This is a genomic window from Sorangiineae bacterium MSr12523 (assembly GCA_037157775.1).
Classification (GTDB): domain Bacteria; phylum Myxococcota_A; class Polyangia; order Polyangiales; family Polyangiaceae; genus Pendulispora; species Pendulispora brunnea.
Window position 1 is genome coordinate 4,734,515 of the sequence record CP089982.1, and the last position, 25,102, is coordinate 4,759,616.

The window sequence follows — 25,102 nt, forward strand, 5'->3', positions numbered from 1 at the left end:
GCGTACCGACGACCCGGGCCTCGATGCAGCATTCGACGTGCGGCTCGAGTTCATCGCCGTCGATTGGACCCTTGCGGGGCTGGGAGCACTATCAAGGTGCAGCTCCTCTCGCGGCTCGAGTCTCTCGGTGGTGAAGAGGCCCGCACGCCGCTCGGCGGTGGCCGATTGTCACTCCGGTTCCTGACGATTCCCTCCCTATCGATCCACGAGGCCTCTTTCCTATGAACGACCGACAGTCCCTCTCCAAGCACGGAGCGCAGCTCACGCCGGAGCAGCGCACTTTCGTGGAGCAACGCCTCCGCGGCGACCACGCAAGCCCGAATGTGGCAGCGCCCATTCCGCGGCGCTCCGATCCAGCTCGCGCCCCCCTCTCGTTCTCGCAGCAGCGCCTCTGGTTCCTCGATCAGTCGGCCCCCGGCAACATCGCATACAACGAAAGTACCGTACTGCACCTGCGCGGGCACCTCGACGCGGACACGCTGGAGGAGAGCATTCAGGACATCGTGGATCGACACGAGATTCTGCGCACAACGTTCGCCGTACTCGACGGTCACCCGAGTCAGATTATCGCCACTTCGCTGCGGATCCGCGTCGCGCGAATAGACTTAAAGGACCTCGATCCCGCAACCCGTGAGGCCGAGGCTCGCCGCCTCGCACACGAGGACGCGCGCGCGCCGTTCGATCTCGAGCGCGGCCCACTCCTGCGTGCCACGGTTGTCGCGCTCGACCCGCGAGAGCATCTTCTACTCCTCTCGAACCACCAGATCGTGTTCGATGCCTGGTCCCGTACCATTCTCGTCCGCGAGCTAGGGTTGATTTACACGGCGCTTCGTCGTGGCGAGCCACCCTCGCTTCCGCCGCTCGCCGTCCAGTACGGGGACTACGCCGCCTGGCAGCGCGCACACTTCGCCTCCGGCGCACTCGATCGCCAGCTCGCGTATTGGAAGGAGCACCAAAAGGTGCCCGTCGAGACCCTTGAGCTGCCCTCCAATCGTCCTCGCCCCGCCGAGCAGTCGCTGCGAGGCGCGACGATCGATGTACGCCTCTCTCCTGTCCTTTCGGAGCGGCTCGCGACCGGCCTCCCCACCTCGAACACCAACCCGTACATGAATCTTCTCGCCGGTTTTGCGGCATGTCTTCACCACCACTCCGGCCAGAGCGAGGTCGTCATCGGCTTCCCAGTCGCGGGCCGCGACCGCGTGGAGTTCGAGCCGATGATCGGCTTCTTCGCCAACAGCCTCGTCGTTACGGTAAGTTTCGACGGCGACCCGACGTTCTGCGAGCTTGTCGAGTACGTCCGGACCTCGTCCGTAGCGGCGTACGCCAGCGCTGCCGTGCCGTTCGAGAGGCTCCTGGAGGAACTCCATCCGTCGCGCGACCCCTCGCGTTCGCCACTGTTTCAGGTGGAGCTCGCGCTGCGGACAATCCCCGCGATCCGCTTCGATCTCCCCGACCTCTCGCTCGAAGTCTCGCAGACTCATGCCGGTACGACACGCCTCGACCTAATCCTAGACCTGATTAGTGAGGCCGCGCGCCTCAACGGAAAGCTCGCGTTCTCGACAGACTTACTCGACCGTGACACAGTGGGACGCTTCATCGCGAGACTCGACGAGTTTCTGGACGACGCGCTCGCGCGGCCGAACGCCCGGATTTCTGAGCTCAATGTGTTACCGCCGACGGAGGAGGACGCTCTTCTCACCACCTTCAACAACACGGCACGTGTTTATGATGTGGAAACGCCGTTCGCCGAGGCGTTCGGGAAGGCGGTGGCGCGGACGCCCGATGCCGTTGCAGTGGTCGCGGGCGACACTCAGTGGACGTATCGCGAGCTGGATGCGCGCGCAAAAGCGGTCGCTGGATACTTGGTTGAGGCGCGATTAGAGCAGGAAGCCGTAGTCGCTGTGCTTGCCGCGCGCGACGCGAATTTTCTCGCGACCATGATTGGCATCTGGAAGGCGGGCGCCGCGTACCTTCCCCTGGACCCGCGCCACCCGGCCGAGCGCATCGCTCGGATCGTAAGAGATAGCGGCGCGGTCGTGGTGGTAGTCGACGCAGCGTCCCAGGCGCTCGCTGAGGAGGCGCTGACCAAGTTGGAGACAAAGCCGGCGCTCGCACCGATGGGCGCGCTCACGCCTAGTGGACATCTCGCAATGACGCGGATGGAGATCCATTCCCGCTCGCTCGCGTATGTGATCTATACGTCTGGCACGACCGGCGCGCCCAAGGGAGCGATGCTCGAGCACCGCGGAATGATGAACCACCTCCGTGCGAAGATCGAGGAGCTCGGCATAGGGCCGTACGACACCGTGGCGCAGACAGCGTCGGCCTGCTTCGACATCTCGATCTGGCAGTTTCTTTCGGCATTGCTCGTGGGCGCTCGCGTCTGGATCGCCTCCGACGAGATCGCACTCGACTCGTACCTGCTCGCCCGCGAAGCCGCAAACAACGCTGTCACCGTGCTGGAGACGGTACCGTCACTGCTCGACGTGCTCCTCGACGAGCTCGAGCAAAGTGGAGCACCGAAGCTCTCGCTGCGTTGGATGATACCGACCGGTGAGGCCCTCCCACCGGCGCTCGTAAAGCGGTGGTTCGCTCGCTTCCCGGAAGTCCCGCTGGTCAACGCCTATGGACCTACGGAATGCTCGGATGACGTGACTCACCATGTCCTATGCGGACCGATGCCGGAAGGAGCCGCCCACACGCCGATCGGGCGCCCCATCGGCAACACTCAAGTTTACATTCTCGACAGCGCGCATCGGCCGGTCCCGCTCGGCGTGCCAGGCGAGATCTATGTGGGGGGCGCGGGGGTCGGACGCGGCTACCTCGGGAGACCTGACCTCACGGCCGCTGCGTTCGTCCCAGATCCGTTCCGTTGCGCCACGACCTCCACAGGCCGCCTGTACCGAACCGGAGACCTAGGGCGATTCCTTCCCGACGGCACACTGGTCTTCCTCGGGCGCATCGACCACCAGGTGAAGATCCGCGGCTACCGGATAGAACTCGGTGAAATTGAGGCTGTACTTTGCGCGCATGAAGCCGTGGACCGCGCTGTGGTGCTCGCGCGCCAGGGGCGCGACGGGGGCCGTTTGGCCGCGTACGTCGTCGCGTCGCGCTCAGATACCGAGGCAGCGTCGCTCACCGCCGCGTTGGCAGCGCGCCTGCGCTGCGAGCTCCCGGAATACATGATCCCGGCCATCACGCTCCTGCCGGCACTACCCGTCACGCCAAATGGCAAGATCGATCGTGCCGCGCTCCTCGCGCGATAAGGGTACGCGCTGCGTGAACCAGTATCCGTAGCCGTTCGGTAATCCGCGTCCTCGCGGAGCGAGGCGAATGGCGGCAGGATCACGTGCGTGGCAGGAGTTCGAGCGAGACCCCAGTCGTCTGACAGGCGTGGGCGCGCTTCACGGAGCGTTGAGGTTCTGCAGCTTCTCTTTCCAGGTTTTGGGACTGAGCGCGAGGACGTCGTGGGCGGCGTGCGAGTCGATGCGGACGAGCACGTCGCGCAAGTAATTGAAGGGGTTGACGCCGTGCAGCTTGCAGGTGGCGAGCAAGGAGTACAGCACGCATCCCCGCTCGGCTCCGTCCTCACTGCCGGCAAAGAGCCAGTTCTTGCGGCCGACCGCGACCCGGCGGAGTTGTCTCTCGGCGACGTTGTTGTCGAGTCGAAGTCGCGCGTCCTCGACGAAGCGCCTGAGCGCAGACCATTGGTTGCGGGCGTAGCCGATGGCGTCGGCGATAGGCGCCTTCGGAAGCACGACAAGGGCTTCGGCATCGAGCCACACCTTGAAAGCTTCGAGTACCGGCATGCAGAGCCGCGCGCGCTCAGCGGTCCGCCGACTTGGCGCCAGTTTCATGGCCGCGCGGTCGGCCTCGTACAGCTTTTTGATGAAGCCCAATCCGATCAGAGCCCGATCTCGATCGGGTGGCTTGCGCTTCGAAGAAGCGACGCCGGGAGTGCGCCCAGCATCCCACTTCCTTTGCTGCCGCCCCTTCGGTATCATCCCGAAGAGGCGAGCGTAGAGATTGGCGGCATCCGCCTGGATATACCCCGTATATCCTTTGAGGAATTCGCGAGGCCCGTCGCTCTTCCGGCGCGACGTGTAGCGGAAGACGACGAATTCGTCGTCGGCCACGTATACCCAGACATGACCCTTGTGCGTAGAGCCTTTGGCTTGCACGGGAATTCCAGTGTCGTCGGTATGGATTCGGTGCGCACCGAGGGCCGCTTTGGCCATCGCGTCCGTGATGGGCCGGAGCAGATCAGCGGCTTGTTCGATCCAATCACACATCGTCGAGAGTGCAATGTGCACGCCCTGTCGCTCGAAACCTTCTTCGAGTCGATTCAACGGCATGTGATCCGCATATTTGCTGACCACCACGTGCGCGAGAAGACCGGGGCCGGCAAGCCCCTTCTTGATCGGTGTCGCGGTCGCCGTAGGCGACCCTATCACGATCTGACCGCCCTCGCACGTGCAGTCGGGAGCATATTTGATTCGTGCAGTCTGCACGCGCACCAGCGACGCCGGGCGCCAGTCGTAATGTTCGCTCGTCTCCTCACCAATCTTGACCTTTGCCTTCCCGCAGCACGGGCATCGACGCAAATCGTCGACGGCTCCCATTCGATGCGCTCGAAGGGCAAGTGCTCGGGGGGCCTTTTGCGCCCATGTCGCGCATTGGACTTCAAATCGCGCCCCGGGTGTTCCAGGGGCTGCTCACCGTTCTCCTCATCGGCGATGGCGTGCGCGAGCTCGGGTGGCACAATCAGTTTCGCCACTTCTGCAAAGGCAAGTTGCACCTGGGTCGCGTCGACCCGCTCGGGCTTGTTCTGCGCCCTGAGGTATCGTTTGACGCGCTCGAGCTCGAGCATCACGAGCTCACAGACGCAAGCGCGCCACGTCTTTCAAGCGTCCGGCATCACAGAATCAAGACGATGCCAGCATGCCTGCCGCCGTCAAGTGCGCGTCGGATCAGTGCAGACGCCGGACCAGGCGAATGTTTTCAAGAACGCCCAAGAGCTCTCGTGCTTCGGATCCATTCAAACCCGGGGATTGCCGAAGAAGGGTCGGTAGGTCAAACGCGGTTCCGGAGGCGAGACCATTGATCCATTCGCAAGCCGCAATGAACTCGATGCTGAGTTCGATGTGGGTGAGCTTTTTCTCTCGATATGTGTGGGTCGTGATGACCACTCGTGCGGTCTCCGCATGCGAGTCTACGGATTCGATGCCAAACGATACCTGTCCGCACCGGGCGAACCGCGCGCTGCCGTCGAAATCACCTTTGGGTACGGGTAGATGAACGAGATCGCTGGCCTCGATACGCGACACGGCGTCCCGTAGTGCGGTGCATGCGGCGGCGGCTTGCTCGATGGCAGGAGGCTCTCCTGCACTGAGATCATAGGCTGGTTCCCGCCAGTAGGGATCGCGCAAGAGCTCGTTTTTCAACGCGCTCATGAGAACATCGATACGCGTGGTGGACAAGACCGTCATGTGAAGCGACAGCGAGTCTTCCTCCGAAGTCGTCTCGTGCCAGTAACCACGAGGCAGATAGAGCACGGAACCAGTTTCCAGAACATGTGATGTCGCATTACGCGGCATTTCTGTCGGCGGTAATCCTGGTGCATAGAGGCGCAACTCCGGCGTTACACGATCACCTGCTCCCCAGCACAAAGAGGGATTCGGAGCGAAGTCATTCGGGGCGATGCGCCATGTCTTTCGACCACTGAGCTGCAGGATGAGCAGATCGCTGCGATCGAAGTGCGCAAGAGTGGTAGCTTTTGCGGGGTTGCAAAATACGGAGCACTCCACGCTGCTCGCGGGGATGCGCAAACTATCCGCCACCTCGCGTTCGAACATTTCACATTCGCGGATTCTTCGGACGTAAATCGCTAGACCACCATCATGTACACGCTTCGCGCTGGAAGTCGGAATGGGTGCTGCCGCGTGGCGCCCATTCCGCATCGGAAACCATGCGTAGGCTTTTGCACCGCGAAGGGTGAATACGTCGTCGAGAGACCTGATGCCGAGCGCTTTCAGTGCACGGTTCGCCAACTCCGTGCGCGGCTCAGCGAGGTACGGCGTCTGTCCAAGAATCGTTCGGCGGAATTCGGCCACACCGAGGGGGGCCAACCATCGTTCGAATCCCAATGAGCGATCGCTCATTCCTCGCTCTCTTCTTCAGAGTCCGATTCACCGGGGCCTTCAGGATCGTTTGCATCTTCGTCGGCTGGCCCCTCGTCCCCTCGAGTGATGATGCCTTGGGCAGGACTAGGACCCGACCCCATCGTTTCTACATGCGTGACCCGGAGTATTTTCTTTTTTCGATCAGCGAACTCGAGAGGTTCTTCGTTGTCCTCGCGTCGTGACGCGTCCTGCGCATTCCTACTGTGATCTGACTCGCAATGAGAGTGGTCTTGTCCACTCACGATAACCTTCGGCGTGCGATTCACGACGCCGGAGCGCGAAAGCTGCTCGGTATTCACTTGTTTGCTCCTTTAAGTGCATTGGGAGGTAACGCCCCAGTCACGCCGGGGCAGCCGAGGCGAAGAGCGGATTCGCGTACGGCTCGTGCGGTCGTACTGCGCGGCTCGTGCCCCCAGCGCTCCAGAACATAAGCGTATTGCTCGCACGCCTCGCGAGAACGCCCACCCTTGGAGAGTGCATCGCCGTACCACGCGTGAGCGTGCACGCCGAATAGCGCCTTCGCGAATAAGCAAGATTTGGTGCCACGACTAAGTGCTAGGAGTGCTTTGTCGAGCTCTCCCACAAGAAGATACATCCGACCGATGTCGGCATCCGTGCTCACGTCCACGTTTTCGGCCTCGAGAACGGCGGCTTCGGCCGGCCGGTGAGCGATCGCCACCTGTGCGTCCTCGATATCACGAATCATTTGAACGTATGTTTCGGTCCATCGTATTTCGGGTGAATAGTATCCACTTCGTTCAACGAGCCGCGCTTCATTTTGAGCTTGCTGCCGTCGGAATTCGGCTCGGTCAATTTGCCCCGTCAGGTAGAGAACTCGTGTCCTCTCCGTCGGCATGTCCCAGCTCTCGCTCGGTAGCCATGCTTGCGATGCGTCTACGAAGGCGCGTGCCGCAGCTTTTGCCGAGTCGATCTTTCCCAGTTCCAGGTCGAGGTCGATTCTGTAGATGAAAGGGAGAGTTCGAAGGGCAGCATCGACGCTCGTGACGGCCGCCTTGTCGTAAGCGTCGAGGACCTCGTATGCCTTGTCGAACTGTCCGTCCTGAACGGCAAGGTTATACTCGTCCCGTCGACGTTCCGTTTCGTCTTGCGGGTAGACGAGGCGCGACCACCTCTCTTCGAGAATGGCGCGCACGGCGGACGTACGGTGGCTGCGCCCAAACTCCGCGCGTGCCAAGTATCGGTAGCCTTCCGGCGATGCATGATCGATGCCTATGAGGCGTCGCGCGGCGCTAGCGGAATTGTCGCAGCGGCCCTCGTTCGCTTCGACCTGCGCGAGTCGTACGAGACAGTCGATGCCGCTTTGGGGCTTGGCTGACGCGCATGCCTGGAGCGACTTGCGTGCACCGTCAACATCTCCGCGGAGGATTAGGGCTCGCGCGCGATACGAGTGAGAAATGGTGCCGGGAATGCGATCGACGAAGGAGAGAAGATTCGATGCCTCCTTCGTACGAAGGGCATGCGCGCCACGCGCGAACCACGCAATCTCGTCGTTCGAAAATTTTGTGGTCAGTGCTTCAAGCCGCGTCGTTACGGCTCTGAGATCGGGTGGGTCCTGCACGACGGGCTCTAACGCTTCAAGCAAGCCCAGCTGAACGGGGGTCAATCTGCGACGCAGAGATTGAGCTTCGACGAAATGGGTCCGTACATCCGGCGTCACCCATTCCGAGACCGCGGCGAAGTACAAATGAGCGGCTGCCAGGCCCGAGTCGTGTTGTGCAGCCTCCGCGAATTTCGCACGCGCCGCCTCTGTAGAGGCATCCCTCCAAAGTTGAAGGCCTGCTTCGAGCGCAGCCTGGGCGGAAGGGTTCGTCGAGGCGACGGCGCCGCCAATCGAAGCGGTGAGCCCTGTCCCATCGCCGACGCCTCCGCACTTGCGCATGGCGCCTGCGCCCGTTAGGCCGGCGAGTCCGATCAGCACCACCCAGGTCGCGGCGGTGGCAAGCCAACCCCGACGGCGGCCGACGACGGCGTCCTCTGCGCTCAATGGTTCAACGCGTGGAGAGACGATGCCTCGGTTCGAGCGACCGGAGCCCGTGTCGTGGACCACGGGATGCACTTCGCCGTCGGCGGCGTGGGCGCCCGAACCGCTATCGCCCGTATCGAGCGTCGCGTCGTTCACGACATTTCTTCGCCCCGATCCCACCTCGCGCGCTCGCGGATCCGAGCCCTCGAGGGCCGTGGCGCCCACGGAATCGGGGGCTAGCTCCGGGGAAGGCCCGCCGTGTGGCGTCCGCGGCGTCTCGGCGCGTGGCGTCCGCGGCGTTTCGGCGCGTGGGGTGCGCCGGGCGGGGCCCGAGCGCAGCTCCGGGACGGGCTCCATTTCCGTCACTTCGCCGCTCGCGGCTTCGGCGGCGGCTTTGGTGGCGAATTCGGCGACGATGGTCTCGCGCACGCGGGCGGCGATGGTGTCGCACTTTTCGCCGAGGGCCTCCTCCAGGGCGAGGCACAAGGCTTCGCGCATGCACAATGCCGAGGGCCATCGATCCAATGCTTCGAATTGCAGCGCCTTGTCGATGAATTGCACCATCGACGGGTGCAAATCGGGGAGCACCTTCGCAATGGACCGCGCGTGTTGCGTGGCGGCGGCGGCCAGTTGCGCGCCGCTGTGTTCTGCGAGGTGGACGGTTTCGCCCGAGAGCAAGGCGAACATGGTGGCGCCGACGGCCCACAAGTCGCTGTGGGGGCCAATGGCGGCGCGGTTGCCCAAGGCTTGCTCGGGCGGCATGAAGGCCGGGGTGCCGATGAAGCGCCCCGTCATGGTCAGCGTGGATTCGGTGCCGGCGCGGCGTGCGATTCCGAAGTCGAGCACACGCACCTGGGCCGCCGTGTTGACGAACAGGTTCTCTGGCTTGATGTCGCGATGAACGACACCTTTGGCGTGTGCGGTTGCGAGCACGTCGAGGAGGTCTGCAATGAGCACGCCGGCCTCGGCCAGGGGCAACTTTTTGCTGCAACGCTCCCAGCGCGCCCGCAATGTCTCGCCCTCGATGAGCGGCATGATGAGGAAGACGCACCCGTCGATATCTTCGTCATCGTCCAAAACTTGGACGGCACCGGGGTGGCCTACGCGATTGGCGACGTACGCCTCGCGGCTGAAGAGGTGATACATGTCCGAATCGTCCAGCAAGTGATCAAGAAGGAACTTGATCGCCACGCGATGGCCATTTCGGTGCGTCGCTGCATAGACCGCGGCCGTGCCGCCGATGCCTAGCAGCCGGTCAATACGGTACTTCCCCTGGACGGTGGTCCCGACACGCGCCAACGCACGTTCGGAAACGGACTGGCGCGTAAACGGCGCTGGCATTTGCTTTTCTTCCCCGCAAGGATTCTGGGCCAGCACGCATCATGGGGGGCTCGTTTTTGCCCTGTCAAGGATCTAGTTTCCCTCCTTCGTGAAATATTCTTCCCTTGGTACATAGCGGTGGATCGCGACCGCACGGCTCGGGCGCGCGCAAAGGGGAACGATGGATGTCCGTTCGCGATCGGACGCCGGGCGGGGCAGGGCGATGCGCGTTGCACGGTGCAACGATGACGTCGCGTGTTGCGACACACTGCGACGTCGCAAGCGGCTAGCAGGTGGGCCGCAACTCGCGCCTCGTGCAGGCCGAACGGATCTGGGCAAGAACATGAACGCCCAAATTGCTTCCACTCGCACGGGCTCGGGCCAGCCGGTCGCCGGCCGAGAACGCATCGAAGACATCGACGTCATCCGCGGGTTCGCGCTGTTCGGCGTACTCATGATGAATCTCGCGTTCTCCCTGCGCGTGCACCACGCGGCCCCTTGGGAGAACCACCCGCCTTGGCTGCCCGATCACATCGTTCTCCGGGCCGAATCCGTGCTGCTGGCCAACAAGGCTATGACCTTGTTTTCTACGCTTTTCGGCGTCGGTTTGGCCATCTTCCTCGAGCGGGCGAGCGCCTCACGCGGCGACTCTGCAGCGTGGCGCCTACTGGTGCGCCGGCTCCTCGCCCTGCTCGCCTTCGGCGTCGCCCACGCCATCCTGATTTGGAATGGCGACATTCTCGTCCCGTACGCCGTCACGGGCCTCCTGGCGCTTCCGTTGATGCGGTGCCGCACCTCGGTGCTCGCGGCGCTCATCGGCTTGGGCTACGTCCTGCCGCCCCTCGTCCTTTTGTGGCCTCCCGCGGGCGACTTTTGGAACGCGGCGGATCCGGTGCCCTTCAGCGAGACCATGCGCATCTACACGGGCCCCAGCTACCTCCGCATCGTCCAATTGCGCGCCCACGAGATGGTTTGGAGCTGGACTCATCATTACACGGTGTACCTGCCGCGTTGCCTAGGCAACATGTTGATCGGGGTATTGCTGTGGCGCTCGGGCATCTTTCGCGCGGATCTCTCCGAGCGGATGCGCCGCATGCTGCGTTGGGTCGCCACGGGCGGTATTGCCATCGGCGCGGGATACGCCCTTTACCGGGTCATCCTTTTCGATGTCTTTCATGCGCCCACACCGACCCGAGGCACCCCATTGCGCCTCTTCTTGCAGGTGGTGACCGTCATGCCCTTTGCACTGGGCTACGGCGCCATCCTCCTCTTGTTGCTCCGTGGCCGTTTTCGACCTTGGCTTTTGCACTTGGCGCCGCTCGGACGCATGGCATTTACCAATTACCTTACCGAATCCATCTTCTTTACCGCGGTGTTCTACGGGTATGGGCTAAACCTGCTCGGTAAGGTCGGATATGCGGCGGCCGCGCTCATGGGCATCATTTTCTTCGCGGCGCAGGGAATTCTGAGCGCGATTTGGCTGCGGCACTTCCGATTCGGTCCCTTCGAATGGGCATGGCGCACGATGACCTACGGTGCCTGGCAGCCATTTCGGAAGCGTCCGAGCGACGGGATGAACTTTTCGCCCGTGGCGGTGAAATTTCGAGACCCCTCCTGACGAAGGGCCCAAAGCATGAACCGCGATGCCGCGATGGAAACCGGCGCCGAGCCCATTGCACGGCAGGCGCGCATCGAGGACATCGATGTGATCCGCGGCCTGGCGTTGTTCGGCGTGTTGATGATGAACCTCGTGACGGCCTTCCGCGTGCCGTTCTGGAACAGCTCATCACCGCCGGGGCAGGGGCTCGATTATGTGGTGCATCGTCTTCTCGTCGTGCTGCTCGCGAACAAGGCGATGACGCTTTTTTCGATTTTGTTCGGGGCGGGACTCGCCATCTTTCTCGAGCGGGCGAGCGCGCGCGAAGCGCACCCGATGCGGCTCTTGTGTCGCCGTCTCTTCTTCCTGCTCGCGTTCGGCCTCGCCCATTTGTTCCTGGTGTGGGACGGCGACATCCTCATTTCGTACGCCCTGTTCGGCATGGTGGCGCTCCTCTTCATCCGCCGGAGCACGACCGTGATCCTGGTCGCCATTGCGGCGTGCTTGGCGATTCCCTCATTGGAGGTGCTCTCGCCATGGGTCGTCAGCGTGATGAACCCTCCCGCTTCGGCGCCGAACGACGAGGCCCTTCGCATCTACCAAGGAATCAGCTATCTCGACATCTTTCATTACCGCGCCCATGAAGCGGTAACGCATATTTGGCGCGGCTACGTGACGTATTGGCCGCACGAACTGAAGAACATGCTCATCGGCATTCTCGTGTGGCGCTCCGGTATTTTGCGCGCGCCCCTGGAACGCCTTCGCCTGCTGCGGTGGACCGCGCTGGTCGGAATCGTCGCGGGCAGCACGTTTCCCATTTATCGCATCGTGGTGTTCGAGCTGTACCATCCGCCGCCCGGGCCTCCGGCACCGGGACGCCTGCTTGCGCATTGGTTCACCGTCACGATTTTTGCACTCGGGTACGGGGCCGGCATTCTCTTGCTGCTGCGGCGAACCCGCCTCGGCAAATGGGTCGCCGCCGCTGCGCCGTTGGGCCGGATGGCCTTTACCAATTATCTGACGCAATCCCTCGTGTTCTCGACGTTGTTTTACGGCTACGGCTTCGGCCTGATTGGCAAGTTGGGTACGGCCAAGACGGCGGCCATTGGAATTGTATTTTACATCCTTCAGGGCATCTTCAGTACGATCTGGCTCCGGCATTTTCGGTTCGGGCCCTTCGAGTGGGCTTGGCGCTCGCTCACTTATGGAAAGTGGCAGCCCTTCCGTCGCCACCACCCCACCGTCATCTTGGAGGCTTAGAATTGACCACGACCCCCGTGGACGAGAATTGGACGATGGAATCGAGCCCGGCGCGTGGGACGCGCGCCACCCCGGTGACGAAGGCCTCGCGCATCGAGGACATGGACATCATCCGCGGCATGGCCCTGTTCGGCGTGCTGACGATGAACCTGGCCATGGCGTTCCGCGTGCCATTCATGGGCAATCCATGGGAAATGCCCAAGGAGCTCCTCGAGCGCACCGTGTTCCGATTGGAGCTCATCGTGCTCGCGGGCAGGGCCATGACGCTTTTCTCGATTCTGTTCGGCATAGGCTTGGCCATCTTTCTCGAGCGGGCGAGCGCCCGAGGGCCGGGCGCCATGTGGCTACTCGCCCGGCGTCTCCTCTTTCTGACGGCCTTTGGCCTGGTGCACGTGTTCCTCATCTGGAACGGCGACATTTTGACCTCGTATTCCTTGGCCGGGCTCATCGCACTTCTCTTCATCCGGCAGCCAACGTGGGTTGTCCTCCTGGCGGCCGGCGGCTTCTTTCTGTGGCACGTCATTGGCCATTTTTGGCCTTGGGCCCTCGCAGTCACGGACCATAACGTCCCCGGTCACTACGAAGAGTCACTCCGCGTTTACGGGACCAGTGGCTATTGGGATATCGTCCGTTTTCGGGCTCCCGAGTTCCTTCGGATGGAGATGCCGGGATTCCTATTCCTGCTGCCCGACGAGCTGACCAAGATGCTCCTGGGCGTGGCCATCTGGAGATCGGGCATATTGCGGCTCGAGGTCCGCGAGAAATATCGGAAAACGCTGCGCTGGACGGCCGTCCTCGGCATCGTCTACGGCATTGCGTATCCCATGTATCGCTGGGTCCATTTCGAAATTTACCATTCGCCCCGCGTTCCGCCGGGCACGTGGCAGAAGCTTCTTCTCAATTGGCATGCGATGAACATCGCGTGCGCGCTCGGGTACGGGGCGGCGTTGCTGCTGCTCCTGCGTCATACGACGTGGCGAAGGCGTCTCGGCATCTTCGCGCCATTGGGACGCATGGCCTTTACGAATTACCTGACGCAATCCATCGTCTTCACGACGCTCTTCTATGGATATGGGTTCGGCCTGCTGGGGAAGTTCGGGCTGGCCTTCACGGCACTCATCGGTATCGCGTTTTACATTTTCCAGGGCATCGTGAGCGCGGTGTGGCTGCGCCATTTCCGATTCGGCCCGTTCGAATGGGTGTGGCGTAGCCTCACCTATGGGCAACTGCAGCCGCTGCGCCGCGCGGCGGTGGAGGTTTGATCATGGAATCATCGCCTCTCGAGCTTTCCGTTCCTGCAACCGTCGCCCGCGCCGACGGAGATACACGCGCGGCGCCGGTCGCAAAAGGATCGCGCATCGCCGACATGGACATCATTCGCGGCATGGCGCTGTTCGGCGTGTTGATGATGAACCTCGCCGAGGTCTTCCGCATCCCTTATTTCGGCCACGGCGGCCCGGAGGTCGATGCCTCGCTGCTCGAGCGGATCGTCGTGCGGGTCGAGCTGATGGTCCTCGCCGGGAAGGCGATGACCCTGTTCTCCATTCTATTTGGCGCGGGGCTCGCCATTTTCTGGGAGCGCGCCAGTGCGCGTGGTCCCGGCGCGACGTGGCTCCTGAGCCGGCGGCTGTTCTTTCTCGCGCTCTTCGGCCTCGCGCACGGGTTCCTCATCTGGAACGGCGATATTCTCTTTCTGTACGCGCTATCGGGGCTCGTTGCCTTGCTCTTCCTGCGCGCGCCCACCTGGGTCCTTCTCGCAGTGGCCTTCGTATCGTGGGGATGGTCCACCGTCGTAGGCCCCAATTTGCCGGCGGTGTGGGCGTTCGCCATAAGGAATCCCGGCCCTAGCCATTACGACGAGGCGCTTCGTGTCTATGGGACAGGGACGTACCTCGAGATCCTGCGCTTTCGCGCGTCCGAGCTCGTTCGTTTCGAGCCGTTCACGTACATCCTGAACTTGCCCGACGTGCTGACGAAGATGCTTTTGGGCATCGCCATCTGGCGTTCGAAGGTTCTCGACCTGACCGTGCGCGAGACCCACCTGCGCAAGCTGCGCTGGATCGCGTTCACCGGCATCACCTTGACCTTCGGCTACATGCTCTTTCGGTGGATCCAGTTCGAGATATACCACCCGCCCCCGGTACGCAGTCCGTGGAAGAGGGTGCTCTTTCTCCTGTGCATCCTAAGCTGCGCGCTCGGTTACGGCGCGGGCTTGCTCCTGCTTCTTCGCCGTGCGAATTGGCGGCGATGGCTTGGCGTCTTCGCTCCGCTGGGGCGGATGGCGTTCACCAATTACCTCACGCAGTCCATCGTCTTCTCGACGGTGTTCTACAGCTACGGCCTCGCGCTGATTGGAAAGGTCAGCAACGCGCAGGCGGCGCTCATGGGCATCGTGTTCTACACGCTGCAGGGCTTCGCGAGCGCGATCTGGCTGCGCCATTTCCGATTTGGCCCCTTCGAATGGGCCTGGCGCAGCCTCACGTACGGACGCCTCCAGCCCATGCGGCGGGCGCTGGAGGCGAACGATGTGTAATTGCGATTAGACGGACTGCGCGTCTTCGATGGCGTCGGCGCGGCGGGGGCGCAAGTTCACCTTGAGGATCTGCTTGCGCACGCGCACGGCGTCGGGGGTGACCTCCACCAGCTCGTCCGCGTCGATCCACTCCATGGCGGTCTCGATTTGGAGCACGCGCGGCGGGGCGAGAAGGACGTTGTCGTCTTTACCGTGGTTGCGCACGTTGGAGAGCTTCTTCTCCTTGATGGCGTTCACGTCGGTGTCGTTCGGCCGATTGTGCTCACCGATGATCATGCCCTCGTAAACCTCGACGCCCGGGGTGACGAAGAACGTCCCGCGCGGCTGCAGGTGGAAGAGGGCGTACGGCGTGGAGACGCCCGCGCGATCGGCCACGATGGCGCCGGACTTGCGCTTCATCATCGCGCCGCCCCAGGGCTCCCAGCCGTCGAACACCGTGTTGAGAAGCCCCGTACCGCGCGTGGCGGTGAGGAACTCGCCGCGGAATCCGATGAGGCCGCGGCTGGGGATGCGGTACTCGAGGCGCGCGCGCCCGTAACCGTGGTTGGCCATCTTGACCATGCGGCCACGGCGCTCGCCGAGCCGCTCGGTGACCACGCCGATGAAGCTATCCGGCACGTCGATGACCACGAGCTCCATCGGCTCGCAGGGCTGGCCGTCGATTTCCTGGGTCACGACCTCGGGGTTGCCCAGCTGCATCTCGTAGCCTTCGCGGCGCATCGTCTCGACCAAAATGGCCAATTGAAGCTCACCGCGGCCGAGCACGAGGAACGTGTCCGGCGACTCCGTCTCCTCGAGGCGGATGGCCAAGTTGCGCCGCGTTTCGCGCGTCAATCGCTCGCGCAGGTGGCGGCTGGTGAGGAACTTGGAAGCCTTGCACTTGCCCGCGAACGGCGACGTGTTGACGCCGATGCGCATCTTGATGGTCGGCTGCTCGACCAGAATGCGCGGCAATGCGCGCTGCTCGAAGCCGGGTGACACGTCGACGATGGTGTCGCCGACGAAGACGTCTTCCAGACCCGCGATGGACACGAGCTCGCCGGCGCTGGCCTCGGGGGAGGCAACGCGCTTGAGGCCTTCGAACGTGGAGAGCACCTTGATGCTCCCCTTGCTGATCATGCCGCCCTCCTTGAGGACTGCAATCGGCTGGTTCGCCTTCACCGTGCCCGCGACCACACGCCCGATGGCCAAACGGCCCGTGTACTCGTCGTGGTCCAGGTTGTTCACCAGGATCTGCAGCGGCGCCTCGGGATCACCCGGTGCCGGCGGAACCTTCTGCAGAATGAGCGAGAAGAGCGGCGAGAGATCCTTCGACTCGTCGTCCAGGTGGCGCTTGGCGATGCCCAGCTTGCCGATGGCGTAGACCACCGGGAAATCGAGCTGCGCCTCGGTGGCGTCCAGATCGCAGAAGAGATCGAACACCTCGCTCAGCACCTCGTTGGGACGGGCGTCGGAGCGGTCGATCTTGTTGATGACCACGATGATGGGGAAGCCCAGCGAGAGACACTTGCGCAGAACGAAGCGCGTTTGCGGCAGCGGGCCCTCGGCCGCGTCGACCAACAGGATCGCCGCGTCGGCCATGAGCAAGGTGCGCTCGACCTCACCGCCGAAGTCGGCGTGGCCGGGGGTGTCGACGACGTTGATCTTCGTCAGGACCGTGTCGCCGGGCTCTTTCCAGCGCACGCTCGTGTTCTTCGCCAGAATCGTGATGCCACGTTCGCGCTCGAGGTCATTGTTGTCCATGACCCGGTCCACCACGGCTTCGTTCTCACGGAACGTGCCAGCCTGGCGGAGCATATGGTCAACGAGCGTGGTCTTGCCGTGGTCGACGTGGGCGACGATGGCGATGTTGCGGAGCGATTGTGCCATTTTTGAAAAGAATCCCTGCGGAAAGCGGGGGCCTTCTTTGACGCGAGAAGGCGTTTTGACGCGATGGGGGCGCGCATCTTTACGCTGCCGTCGCTTTTTCAGCAAGCGAGGTGATGAGCTTTGCGTCTCCTCCGTCTCCTTCTCGATGCCGGGAAGTGATGAGGGCTGCTCCGGCATTTGTGATTTTGCCGTATGACGGCAGGCGCGGGGGAGCTGCTCGCCCCGCTACAAGGGGTTCTTTTCTCAATGAAATTCAATGGTTTCTTTATCTCGGGCCGCTTTTCGCCGCTCGCCCTCGTCGTGCTCGTGCTGCTGGCGAGCTGTTTTCCCGGTGCCAAGGCGCCGTCGGTGAATCCGGCCCGCACGCTGGACCTGGAGGGGGACGCCGCCGAGACGAAGAACCCCAAGGCCTTTGGTGTGGTGTTCGCCGGGCCCAAAGGGGAGGTGGAGGCCCCGAGCGAAATCACCGTGGTGTTCAACCGCCCCATGCGCCCCCTGGAGCTGGCTGAGGGTGCCACGGTCGCGGATGGGGTCGTAACCCTTGAAATCGAGGGCCGCCCGGCGGCCTCCAAGTTGAAGGGGACGTGGCGCTGGCTGGGCACGAGCACCTTGCTCTTTGCGCCCGAGGAGCCTCTGCCTCGGGCAACTTCGTTCAAGGTCACCGTGGCCCCGGGAACGCGTGCCCTCGATGGCTCGGTGCTGGCGAAAGCGTACTCCTTCTCCTTTTCCACGCCGCGCCCCGAGCTGGTGCGCGCGCTGCCCGGCGAGGGCTTCGAGGGCTTGGCATCCAAGCCGAAGATCGAGCTTCGCTTCAACCAGCCCATCGACCCGAAGGAGGTGGAGCGTGCCGCCAAGTTCTCGCTGAAGGTCGGCAAGGGCGAAAAGGGAAAGGCCGTGGCGCTTCGTGCGACGCGGCCCAAGGCGGATGCGCCCGCGCTTCTCGAGGTGACGCCGGTGGCGAATCTGCCGCTGGACACGGCACTTGCGCTCACGCTGGACAAGAGCCTGCGCGGCCTGGAGGGTGTGCGCCCGCTGGGCGAGGACCGCGCCATCGCGATGCGCACGTACGGGCCGCTGCGGGTGCGCGGGCTCGATTGCTACCGCGAAACGCCGAACAAGAAGTGCGCGGCACGCAGCTCGGTGCGCCTCGATCTGAACAACCGCGTTGCCTACAACGAGTGGAAGGCGCACGTGCGCATCGATCCCATCGGAGGAGGCGCCGCCCCGAAGATCGAGTGGCGGGCCCTCGAGGCCGAGACGAGCCGCTCGCAAAGCGAGACGCTCTGGGCGCGGCTTCGTGCGGCGACCCGCTACCAGGTGACCGTCACCGCCGGCATGAAGGACGAGTACGGGCAGACCTTGAAGCAAGACGTGGTGCTGCCATTCGAGACCGACGACGAATGGCCCGAGGTCGAGGTGGGCGTCTCGGGGGACGTGTTCGAGGCGGGGAAGGGCAAGAGCGTCCCCATCGGTGCCGTGAATGTGCCCTCGTACGAGCTGTTCACCGCGGCGCCGGACGAAACGGAGCTGGCGCGCCTTCTGGCCACGGAGCCCTCCGCGCGCGAGCGTGATCCATTCGACCGCGCCAAGCAGCAGATCCCCAGCGGCAAGGTGGAGTCGGTGCGCGCGACGGCCGCATCGAACATCCAATGGGTCAAGCGCCTCGACCTGGAGAGCGTCATCAAGCGCACGCTGCGTGGAAAGTCGGCCGCCGCAAGCGGCGGACCTCCGGCATCAAGCCGCGGCCCCGTGGTCTTCAGCGTGCGCGCCCCCAACGTGCGGCGCGGAGGCGATCCGCGGCTGCACGTGCTCTCGGTGACGGACCTGGGCATCACCGCCAAAATGAGCCGCTTTGGCAGCCTGGCCTGGGTCACGCGGCTCTCCGACGGCAAGGCCGTGCCCGGAGCCATCGTCTCCGTGCGTGGCCGCAACGGTGCGGAGATTTTCGCCACGAAGACGGATGCGGGCGGCGTGGCGGTGATCCCGAGCGAGCGCTATTCGCCCGTGATGGCCGAGGGCCGCATCGACGAAGGATCCATCGTGGTGGCGCGCCTCGGAGACGACTGGTCCTACCGCCGCGTGTCCGAGATGCTCGATACGTGGCGTTACCAGCCGTCGAGCGATCCCTCCGGCACGCTGGTGCCGATGGGCATGCTCTTCACCGACCGCGGCATCTACAAGGCCGGAGAAACCGTGCGCGCCAAGGGCCTTTTCCGCGTCCCGACGGCGCGGGGCACGGAGACGCCGGTCGGGCGCGAGGTGACCTTGCTGGCCTTCGACGTGAACGACGAGAAGGTCTTCGAGCACCGGGCCAAGCTGGGAAGCTTCGGCGACTTCGCGGTGGACGTGCCCATTCCGCCGGCCGCCCACCTCGGGTCGTTGCAGCTGCGCGCCGAACTCGATGCGCCGGCCAATGCGACGACGCGTGATTCGTTCCGCGAGGGGACGGCGAGCGCGGTGGTGCAGGTGTCGGCGTACCGGCCGGCGGAGTTCAAGGTCTCCGTGGAGCCGGGCAAGGCGGAGTACGTGCGCGGTGAGACCGCGGGCTTCGTGATGCGTGGGGATTACCTGTTCGGGGCGCCCATGAGCGCGGGCGATGTTCGCTACACGGTCACGCGGGGACCGGCGTCATTCCTGCTGCCCGGGGCCGATGGCTTCGTGTACGACGATGGGCCTTACGAGCGCGACCGCCTCGAAGCGAACCCGCGCGCCAGCGAGATTGCGCAGGCCACCGGGAAACTGGGATCGCGCGGCGATCTCGCCGCATCGGCGGCGCTTTCCATGCCGAACCAAAGTGGCACGGAGCTGGTGACCTTCGAGGCGGAAATCGAGGACGTGAGCCGTCAGACCATCGCGGGCCGCGCGAGCACGCTGGTGCACCCGGGCGACTTCTATGTCGCCATGAAGCCGCCGGGCGCGATGTTCCAGGCCAAGGGAAGCTCCCTCAAGGTGGAGCTCGCAGCCATCGAGCCATCGGGGCGCCGGCGCGCGGGCGTGCCCATCACCGTCGAGTTGGTGAAGCGCACCTGGCACTCCGTGGCCGCCGAATCGGGCGAGATGGGCATGCACTACGACAGCCGCGCCGTCGACAAAGTCATGGCCACGTGCACCGCCACGACAGCGGCGCAGGGCCTTTCGGCGTGCAACGTGCCGCTCACCGAGGCGGGCTACTACATCGTGCACGCATCCGCGGCCGATGGACGCAAGAACCCGGTGCGTGCCAGCACGAGCATCTACGTGCTCACCGCGAACGACGGGGACGCACTCGACGTGGGCTGGTCCATGGACGATACGTCGAAGCTCGACATCGTGGCCGACAAGAAGTCGTACGAGGTCGGTGATACCGCGACGTTGCTCGTGAAGAACCCGTTCCGTGAGGCGGAGGCGCTCATCACCGTGGAGCGCGCGGGCGTGTACCGGCGCGAACGGCGCGTGCTCTCGGGCAGCATGCCGACGTTGAAGATCCCCATCACGGAGGACATGCGCCCCAACGCGTACGTCTCGGTGCACCTCGTGCGCGGCCGCACCAAAGAGGCGCCGGCAAAAACGTCGAAACGCGCCCGTGCCGACGTGGGGGCGCCCGCGTTTCGGCTCGGGTACCACGAGTTGGTCATCAACCCCGAGGCACGCCGCCTCAAGGTGAGCCTCACGCCCTCGCGCCGCGAATTTCACCCGGGTGAGTCGGTCGACGTCGATGTTTCCGTGACGGATCGCGAAGGAAAGCCGGTGCGCAGCGACGTCACGTTCTACGCCGTCGATGAGGGCGTTCTCATGCTGACCGGCTACAAGACGCCCGATCCGCTGCCGACCTTCACGGCGCCGCGGCCGCTGTCCGTCTTCTCGTTGGAGACGCGGGATGCGCTGGCCAAGGTGTTCTTGGCGGCGGCCGGCAACGGCTCGGTCGACAAGGGCGATGAAGGTGGCGGCGGCGGGGAGCTTCGCCAAGACTTCCGCGCGACCGCCGCGTTCATGCCGCAGGTGCTCGCGGCCGCGGGCAAGGCCCACGTGAGCTTCAAGCTGCCCGACAGCGTCACCACGTACCGCCTCATGGCGGTGGTGGCCTCCGAGAGCGACCGATTCGGCTGGAGTGAGGCGCAGATCGTCTCGAGCCGCCGGCTCATGGCGCGGCCCGCGCTCCCGCGTTTCCTTCGCGCAGGCGATTCGCTGGAAGCTGGCGTGGTGCTGTCGTCGAAAGGCCTGCCGCAGACCAACGTCGAGGTCACGGCCAAGGTCGAGGGTGGCCTTTCCCTTTCGGGCGAGGCGAAGCGCACGGTGACGCTGCCCGCGAACGGCAACGTCGAGGTTCGCTGGCCCATGGTTGCGTCGCGCGCGGGCAAGGCCAAGTGGACCTTCGTCGCGAAGGGCGCCGGGGAGACCGATGCCGTGGAGATCGCACGGGATGTCACGGTGCCGCTTTCGATGGAGTCCGTCGCCCTGGCCGGCGAGACGACAGCCGCTGCAGGTGAGCGCTTGGGCGACTTGCGTGCGATGCGCGATGACGTGGGCGGTCTCGATGTGCGCCTCGCCTCGACGGCGTTGGTGGGGCTCGCCGGTGGCGTGGAGCAGCTCCTCGAGTACCCCTACGGCTGCACCGAGCAGCTGGTGAGCCGGCTCGTCCCGCTGGTGTCGGTGCGAGGGATGGCGCAGGACTACGGGCTGCCTCTCCCGAAAAACGTGGACGGCGTCGCGGGGGAAACGATCCAGAAGATCGTGCGCAACCAGCAGGGGGACGGGAGCTTCGGCTATTGGAACGACTCCCCTGCGGGAAGCACGTGGGTTACGGCCTATGCGCTCTGGGGTCTTACGCAAGCGAAGAAGCACGGCCAACGCGTTCCCGAGGCCGTGCTCACCGAAGCGGCACGCAGCGTGCGCGCGACGGTGAACGGCGACCTGTCCAAGGGCGGGCTGCGAGGAGCCGAGGCGGCGTTCGTGGCCGATGTTCTCGCCGAGAGCGGGCAGGCCGATCCGGGCCTTACGAGCCTGCTCTATGAAAGCCGCGCCAAGCTTCCGCTCTTCGGGCGAGCGCTTTTGGCCCACGCGATGATCGTCGCCAAGATGGACTCGAAGTCGATCTCCGAGTTGCTTCGCGATCTGGACAACCATCTGCGGGTCACGACGACCGGTGCCACGGTCGTGGACAACGTCGGTGATGCGTACGCGGTGCTTCTCGATTCGGAGGCGCGCACCACCGCGATGGTGCTGCGCGCGCTGGTCGCCAAGGAGAAGGGCAACGCACTGGCCGCGCGTCTCGCGCGCGGGCTGCTCGGAATGCGGCACGGCGGCACCTGGCGCACGACGCAGGAGACGGCGTGGTCGTTGGTTGCTCTGGACGAATATCGCCGCCAGGAAGAGGCGGCGGTGCCCAACTTCGATGCCCGGGCCTTCCTCGGCGACAACGAGATTTTCTCCGCCGAGTTCCGCGGGCGCTCGGTGCGTGAGAAGAGCACGAGCCTTCCCGCAGACAAATTGTTCAAGGGCGGGGCAGGGGGCTCGGTGCTGGCCTTCCAAGCGCAGGGTTCGGGCAAGCTCTTCTACGAGGCGCGCCTTCGCTACGCCAAGCGCGAGCTGCCGCGTGAGGGACTCGATCGCGGCTTCTTCGTGCGCAAATGGATCCGAAAGGTGGACCCGGCGCAAATCCAGGATGCGCTCAAGGTGCTTCCCAACGAGACCACCGGTGCGGTGCCGGCGAGCTCGTTGGTGCTGGTCGATCTGGTCGTGGTCACGCCCGATCCGCGCGAGAACGTGGTCATCGACGATCCGCTGCCGGCGGGCCTCGAGCCGGTACAGAGCGATCTGGCCACCACGGCGCAGTCGCTCACGCTTCCCGAGCCGGCCGACGACGGAGACGGAGGCGATGGAGACGGCGAGCGGCCGGCGAACAGTTCGCACTACTACCATCGCGAGTACCACGACGACCGCGTGCTCACCTTCGTGGAGCACATGCCCGCGGGCCTTGCGCACTACCGCTACTTGGCGCGGGCAACGACGTTCGGCCGCTTCGTGGTGCCGCCAACCCGTGCAGAATGCATGTACGAGCCGGAGGTCTTCGGCCGCACGGGGGCTGCATCCTTCGAGGTGAAGGCGCGATGAATCGCAAGAACATCGCTTGGCTCCTGGCCATTCCGATGGCCCCCATCTGGCTTCTGGCCATCGTGGTGGCCTTCACCCGGCGGCCCGCGGAGCTCGTGAATCCAGCGGGCAGCTATTCGCAATCGGTGCGCTACGTCGATCGCGAAGGTGGTCTTCTTCGCGAGGTGCGCGCCGACGACGCGTCCCGCGCGCGCTGGATTCCGCTGGAGGAGATGGGCACGTACGCGCGCATGAGCGTGCTCGCGGCCGAGGATCGGCGCTTTTACCTCCACGCCGGCGTGGATCCCTTGGCGGTCGTCCGTGCCTTCGGGTCGGATCTCTGGCAGCGCCGCATCGTCTCGGGCGCGTCGACATTGACGATGCAGCTGGCGCGCTTGGTGAGGCCCCACCCGCGCAACCTCTGGGGCAAGGTGACGGAGGCCGCCTTCGCCCTGCGCATCGAGCGTGCGCTCTCCAAGGATCGCATCCTCGAGGAGTACATGAACCGCGCCCCGTTCGGCCCCAATCTGCGCGGCCTCGATGCGGCGAGCCGCTATTACTTCGACAAGCCACCGCGCGCGCTTTCGCTCGCCGAGGCGGCCACGCTCGCGGCCATCCCGCGAGGCCCATCGCTCTATGCGCCGACCCGCGACGATGGGCGCGTGCTGCGCCGTCGCAACCGCATCTTGGACCGGATGCTTACCGCCGGGGTCATCACCGAGGAGCAACACCGCCGAGCGAGCGACGAGCCCCTGGTCGTTCGGAAGGCGAAAGGGACCTTCGGCGCGCCCCACCTGGTGCAAGCGCTCATGTCGGGACGGCTTCCCGGCGGTGCGCCGCCCAAGGACGGCTCGCCCATCGTGACCACCATCGATCGCGATTTGCAGTCCGAGGCGGAGACGGAAGCGCTGCGGGCCATCGGATCGCTGCAGAAGAAGCACGTGACGGCGGCGAGCGTTCTCGTGCTCGACAACGCCACCGGCGACGTCCTGGCGTACGTCGGCTCGCACGGTTTCGGTGATGCGGAGCACGGCGGGCAGAATGATGGCGTGCTGGCGCGACGGCAGCCTGGCTCGACGCTCAAGCCATTCGTCTACGGGCTCGGCATGGAGGAGCGCGATCTCACGAGTGCGTCCCTGCTGCCCGATTTGGAAATGCGCATCGAGCTGCCCGATGGTGTCTATGCGCCGAAGAACTACGACGAGCGCTTTCACGGGCCGGTGCGATTGCGCGAGGCGCTGGCCAATTCGTACAACGTTCCCGCTGTGTGGGTGGGGCAGCAGGTGGGGCCCGGGCGATTGCTCGACCGACTGCACGCGCTCGGCTTCGGCTCACTCGATCAAGCCTCGGACTACTACGGCCCCGCACTGGCCTTGGGCGACGGTGAGGTCACCTTGCTCGAGCTGACCAACGCCTACGCCGCGATCGCACGGGGCGGGGTGATGAAGCCGGTTCGCTTCGTACGGACGCTGCCGTCCGCCTCCGGCGCGCGCGTCATGCCCGCCGAAATGACCGCCGTGCTCACCGACATTCTCCGCGACAAGAACGCGCGCATTGCCTCGTTCGGCGAGCGCTCCGTGCTCGATTTGCCGTTCGACGTGGCCGTGAAAACGGGGACGTCGAAGGGCTTTCGCGACAATTGGACGGTGGGCTTCACCCGCGAGGTGACCGTCGGCGTATGGGCCGGCAACTTCGACGGCAGCGCCATGAGCGGCATCAGTGGCATCACCGGGGCCGGCCCGCTCTTTCGCTCCGTCATGGAGGCCGCCATGCGCGGCCGCCCCAAGGGATCCCTCGCGCCCGATCCCGACGAGTCTCTCGCGCTTCGCACCGTGGAGATCTGCCCTCTCTCGGGCGGAGCCCCGACGCAGGCGTGCCCCCACGCCATCCGCGACTACATCCCACGCGATCGGACCCTCGATCCGTGCACCATGCATGAATCCGTCGCGGGCCGCGTGGTCGAGCGCTACCCCGCGGCCTTCACGGCGTGGGCCCATGCTGCCGGGCGCGAAGGCGCGCGCGGGGAGGGAAGGCTGCACCTCACGTATCCCCACGATGGTGCCCGCTTCGCCATCGATCCGGAGCGTCCGCGCGGCTTGCAGTCGATTACCGTTCGCATCGAAGCGCCGCCGGGCGTGCAGCAGGCGGCCTTGCGCATCGACGGCCAGCTGGTCGCCCGCATCGGTTCACCCTTCGTCGTGCGTTGGCCGCTCGAGCAAGGGACCCACACCTTCGTCGCCGAGGCGAACGGCACCTCGAGCTCCCCCGTGCGCGTCGAGGTCGACTAG

11 protein-coding genes are annotated in these 25,102 nt (G+C 64.6%); 7 read left to right on the top strand and 4 right to left on the bottom strand.

The window, feature by feature from the left end; genetic code table 11:
• Nucleotides 1–221 precede the first annotated feature (221 nt).
• Nucleotides 222–3,266, top strand: coding sequence for an amino acid adenylation domain-containing protein (locus tag LZC95_18505; protein ID WXA98805.1), 3,045 nt, complete (start codon nt 222–224; stop codon nt 3,264–3,266).
• Nucleotides 3,267–3,404: 138 nt separating this feature from the next.
• Here the strand turns inward: LZC95_18505 and LZC95_18510 are convergent, their stop codons facing one another.
• The 3 genes from LZC95_18510 to LZC95_18520 all read right to left on the bottom strand — a co-directional run bounded on the left by LZC95_18510 (nt 3,405) and on the right by LZC95_18520 (nt 9,507).
• On the bottom strand, nt 3,405–4,622 hold the full coding sequence (locus LZC95_18510; protein WXA98806.1) for an IS66 family transposase: 1,218 nt from the start codon (nt 4,620–4,622) through the stop codon (nt 3,405–3,407).
• A 348-nt stretch (nt 4,623–4,970) separates the two neighbouring features.
• Nucleotides 4,971–6,113, bottom strand: a complete 1,143-nt coding sequence (locus LZC95_18515) for a cupin domain-containing protein (protein WXA98807.1) — start codon at nt 6,111–6,113, stop codon at nt 4,971–4,973.
• Between the two features lie 364 nt (nt 6,114–6,477).
• Complete coding sequence (locus LZC95_18520; protein ID WXA98808.1) at nt 6,478–9,507, bottom strand: serine/threonine protein kinase; 3,030 nt, start codon at nt 9,505–9,507, stop codon at nt 6,478–6,480.
• Nucleotides 9,508–9,829: 322 nt separating this feature from the next.
• Here LZC95_18520 and LZC95_18525 point away from each other — a divergent pair, with 322 nt between their 5' ends.
• From LZC95_18525 to LZC95_18540, 4 genes are read left to right on the top strand one after another with little or no spacing between them, the layout of a single operon-like run.
• Nucleotides 9,830–11,104 (top strand): DUF418 domain-containing protein, encoded by a 1,275-nt coding sequence (locus tag LZC95_18525; GenBank protein ID WXA98809.1) that lies wholly within the window; start codon nt 9,830–9,832, stop codon nt 11,102–11,104.
• A gap of 15 nt (nt 11,105–11,119) precedes the next feature.
• Nucleotides 11,120–12,343: a DUF418 domain-containing protein gene (locus LZC95_18530; GenBank protein WXA98810.1), complete on the top strand. Its 1,224-nt coding sequence runs from the start codon at nt 11,120–11,122 to the stop codon at nt 12,341–12,343.
• Between the two features lie 2 nt (nt 12,344–12,345).
• Nucleotides 12,346–13,605, top strand: a complete 1,260-nt coding sequence (locus tag LZC95_18535) for a DUF418 domain-containing protein (protein WXA98811.1) — start codon at nt 12,346–12,348, stop codon at nt 13,603–13,605.
• 2 nt (nt 13,606–13,607) lie between these two features.
• Complete coding sequence (locus LZC95_18540; GenBank protein WXA98812.1) at nt 13,608–14,876, top strand: DUF418 domain-containing protein; 1,269 nt, start codon at nt 13,608–13,610, stop codon at nt 14,874–14,876.
• Nucleotides 14,877–14,882: 6 nt separating this feature from the next.
• On the opposite strand, the gene typA is transcribed toward LZC95_18540, so the two are convergent.
• Entirely contained in the window at nt 14,883–16,745 is a 1,863-nt protein-coding gene (gene typA, locus LZC95_18545; GenBank protein WXA98813.1) for a translational GTPase TypA, read from the bottom strand.
• Nucleotides 16,746–16,991: 246 nt separating this feature from the next.
• Between typA and LZC95_18550 the strand changes: the two genes are divergently transcribed.
• Both LZC95_18550 and pbpC read left to right on the top strand, forming a co-directional pair.
• Nucleotides 16,992–22,835, top strand: coding sequence for an Ig-like domain-containing protein (locus tag LZC95_18550; GenBank protein WXA98814.1), 5,844 nt, complete (start codon nt 16,992–16,994; stop codon nt 22,833–22,835).
• A complete protein-coding gene (pbpC, locus tag LZC95_18555; protein ID WXA98815.1) occupies nt 22,832–25,102 on the top strand; it encodes a penicillin-binding protein 1C in 2,271 nt (756 codons plus the stop codon). The genes LZC95_18550 and pbpC overlap by 4 nt, the downstream gene beginning before the upstream one ends.

Coding starts and splice junctions, on each gene's coding strand:
- typA (WXA98813.1), bottom strand. CDS start 16,745: ATGGCACAATCGCTCCGCAACATCGCCATCGTCGCCCACGTCGACCAC.
- LZC95_18550 (WXA98814.1), top strand. CDS start 16,992: ATGAAATTCAATGGTTTCTTTATCTCGGGCCGCTTTTCGCCGCTCGCC.
- LZC95_18540 (WXA98812.1), top strand. CDS start 13,608: ATGGAATCATCGCCTCTCGAGCTTTCCGTTCCTGCAACCGTCGCCCGC.
- pbpC (WXA98815.1), top strand. CDS start 22,832: ATGAATCGCAAGAACATCGCTTGGCTCCTGGCCATTCCGATGGCCCCC.
- LZC95_18520 (WXA98808.1), bottom strand. CDS start 9,507: ATGCCAGCGCCGTTTACGCGCCAGTCCGTTTCCGAACGTGCGTTGGCG.
- LZC95_18530 (WXA98810.1), top strand. CDS start 11,120: ATGAACCGCGATGCCGCGATGGAAACCGGCGCCGAGCCCATTGCACGG.
- LZC95_18505 (WXA98805.1), top strand. CDS start 222: ATGAACGACCGACAGTCCCTCTCCAAGCACGGAGCGCAGCTCACGCCG.
- LZC95_18525 (WXA98809.1), top strand. CDS start 9,830: ATGAACGCCCAAATTGCTTCCACTCGCACGGGCTCGGGCCAGCCGGTC.
- LZC95_18510 (WXA98806.1), bottom strand. CDS start 4,622: ATGGGAGCCGTCGACGATTTGCGTCGATGCCCGTGCTGCGGGAAGGCA.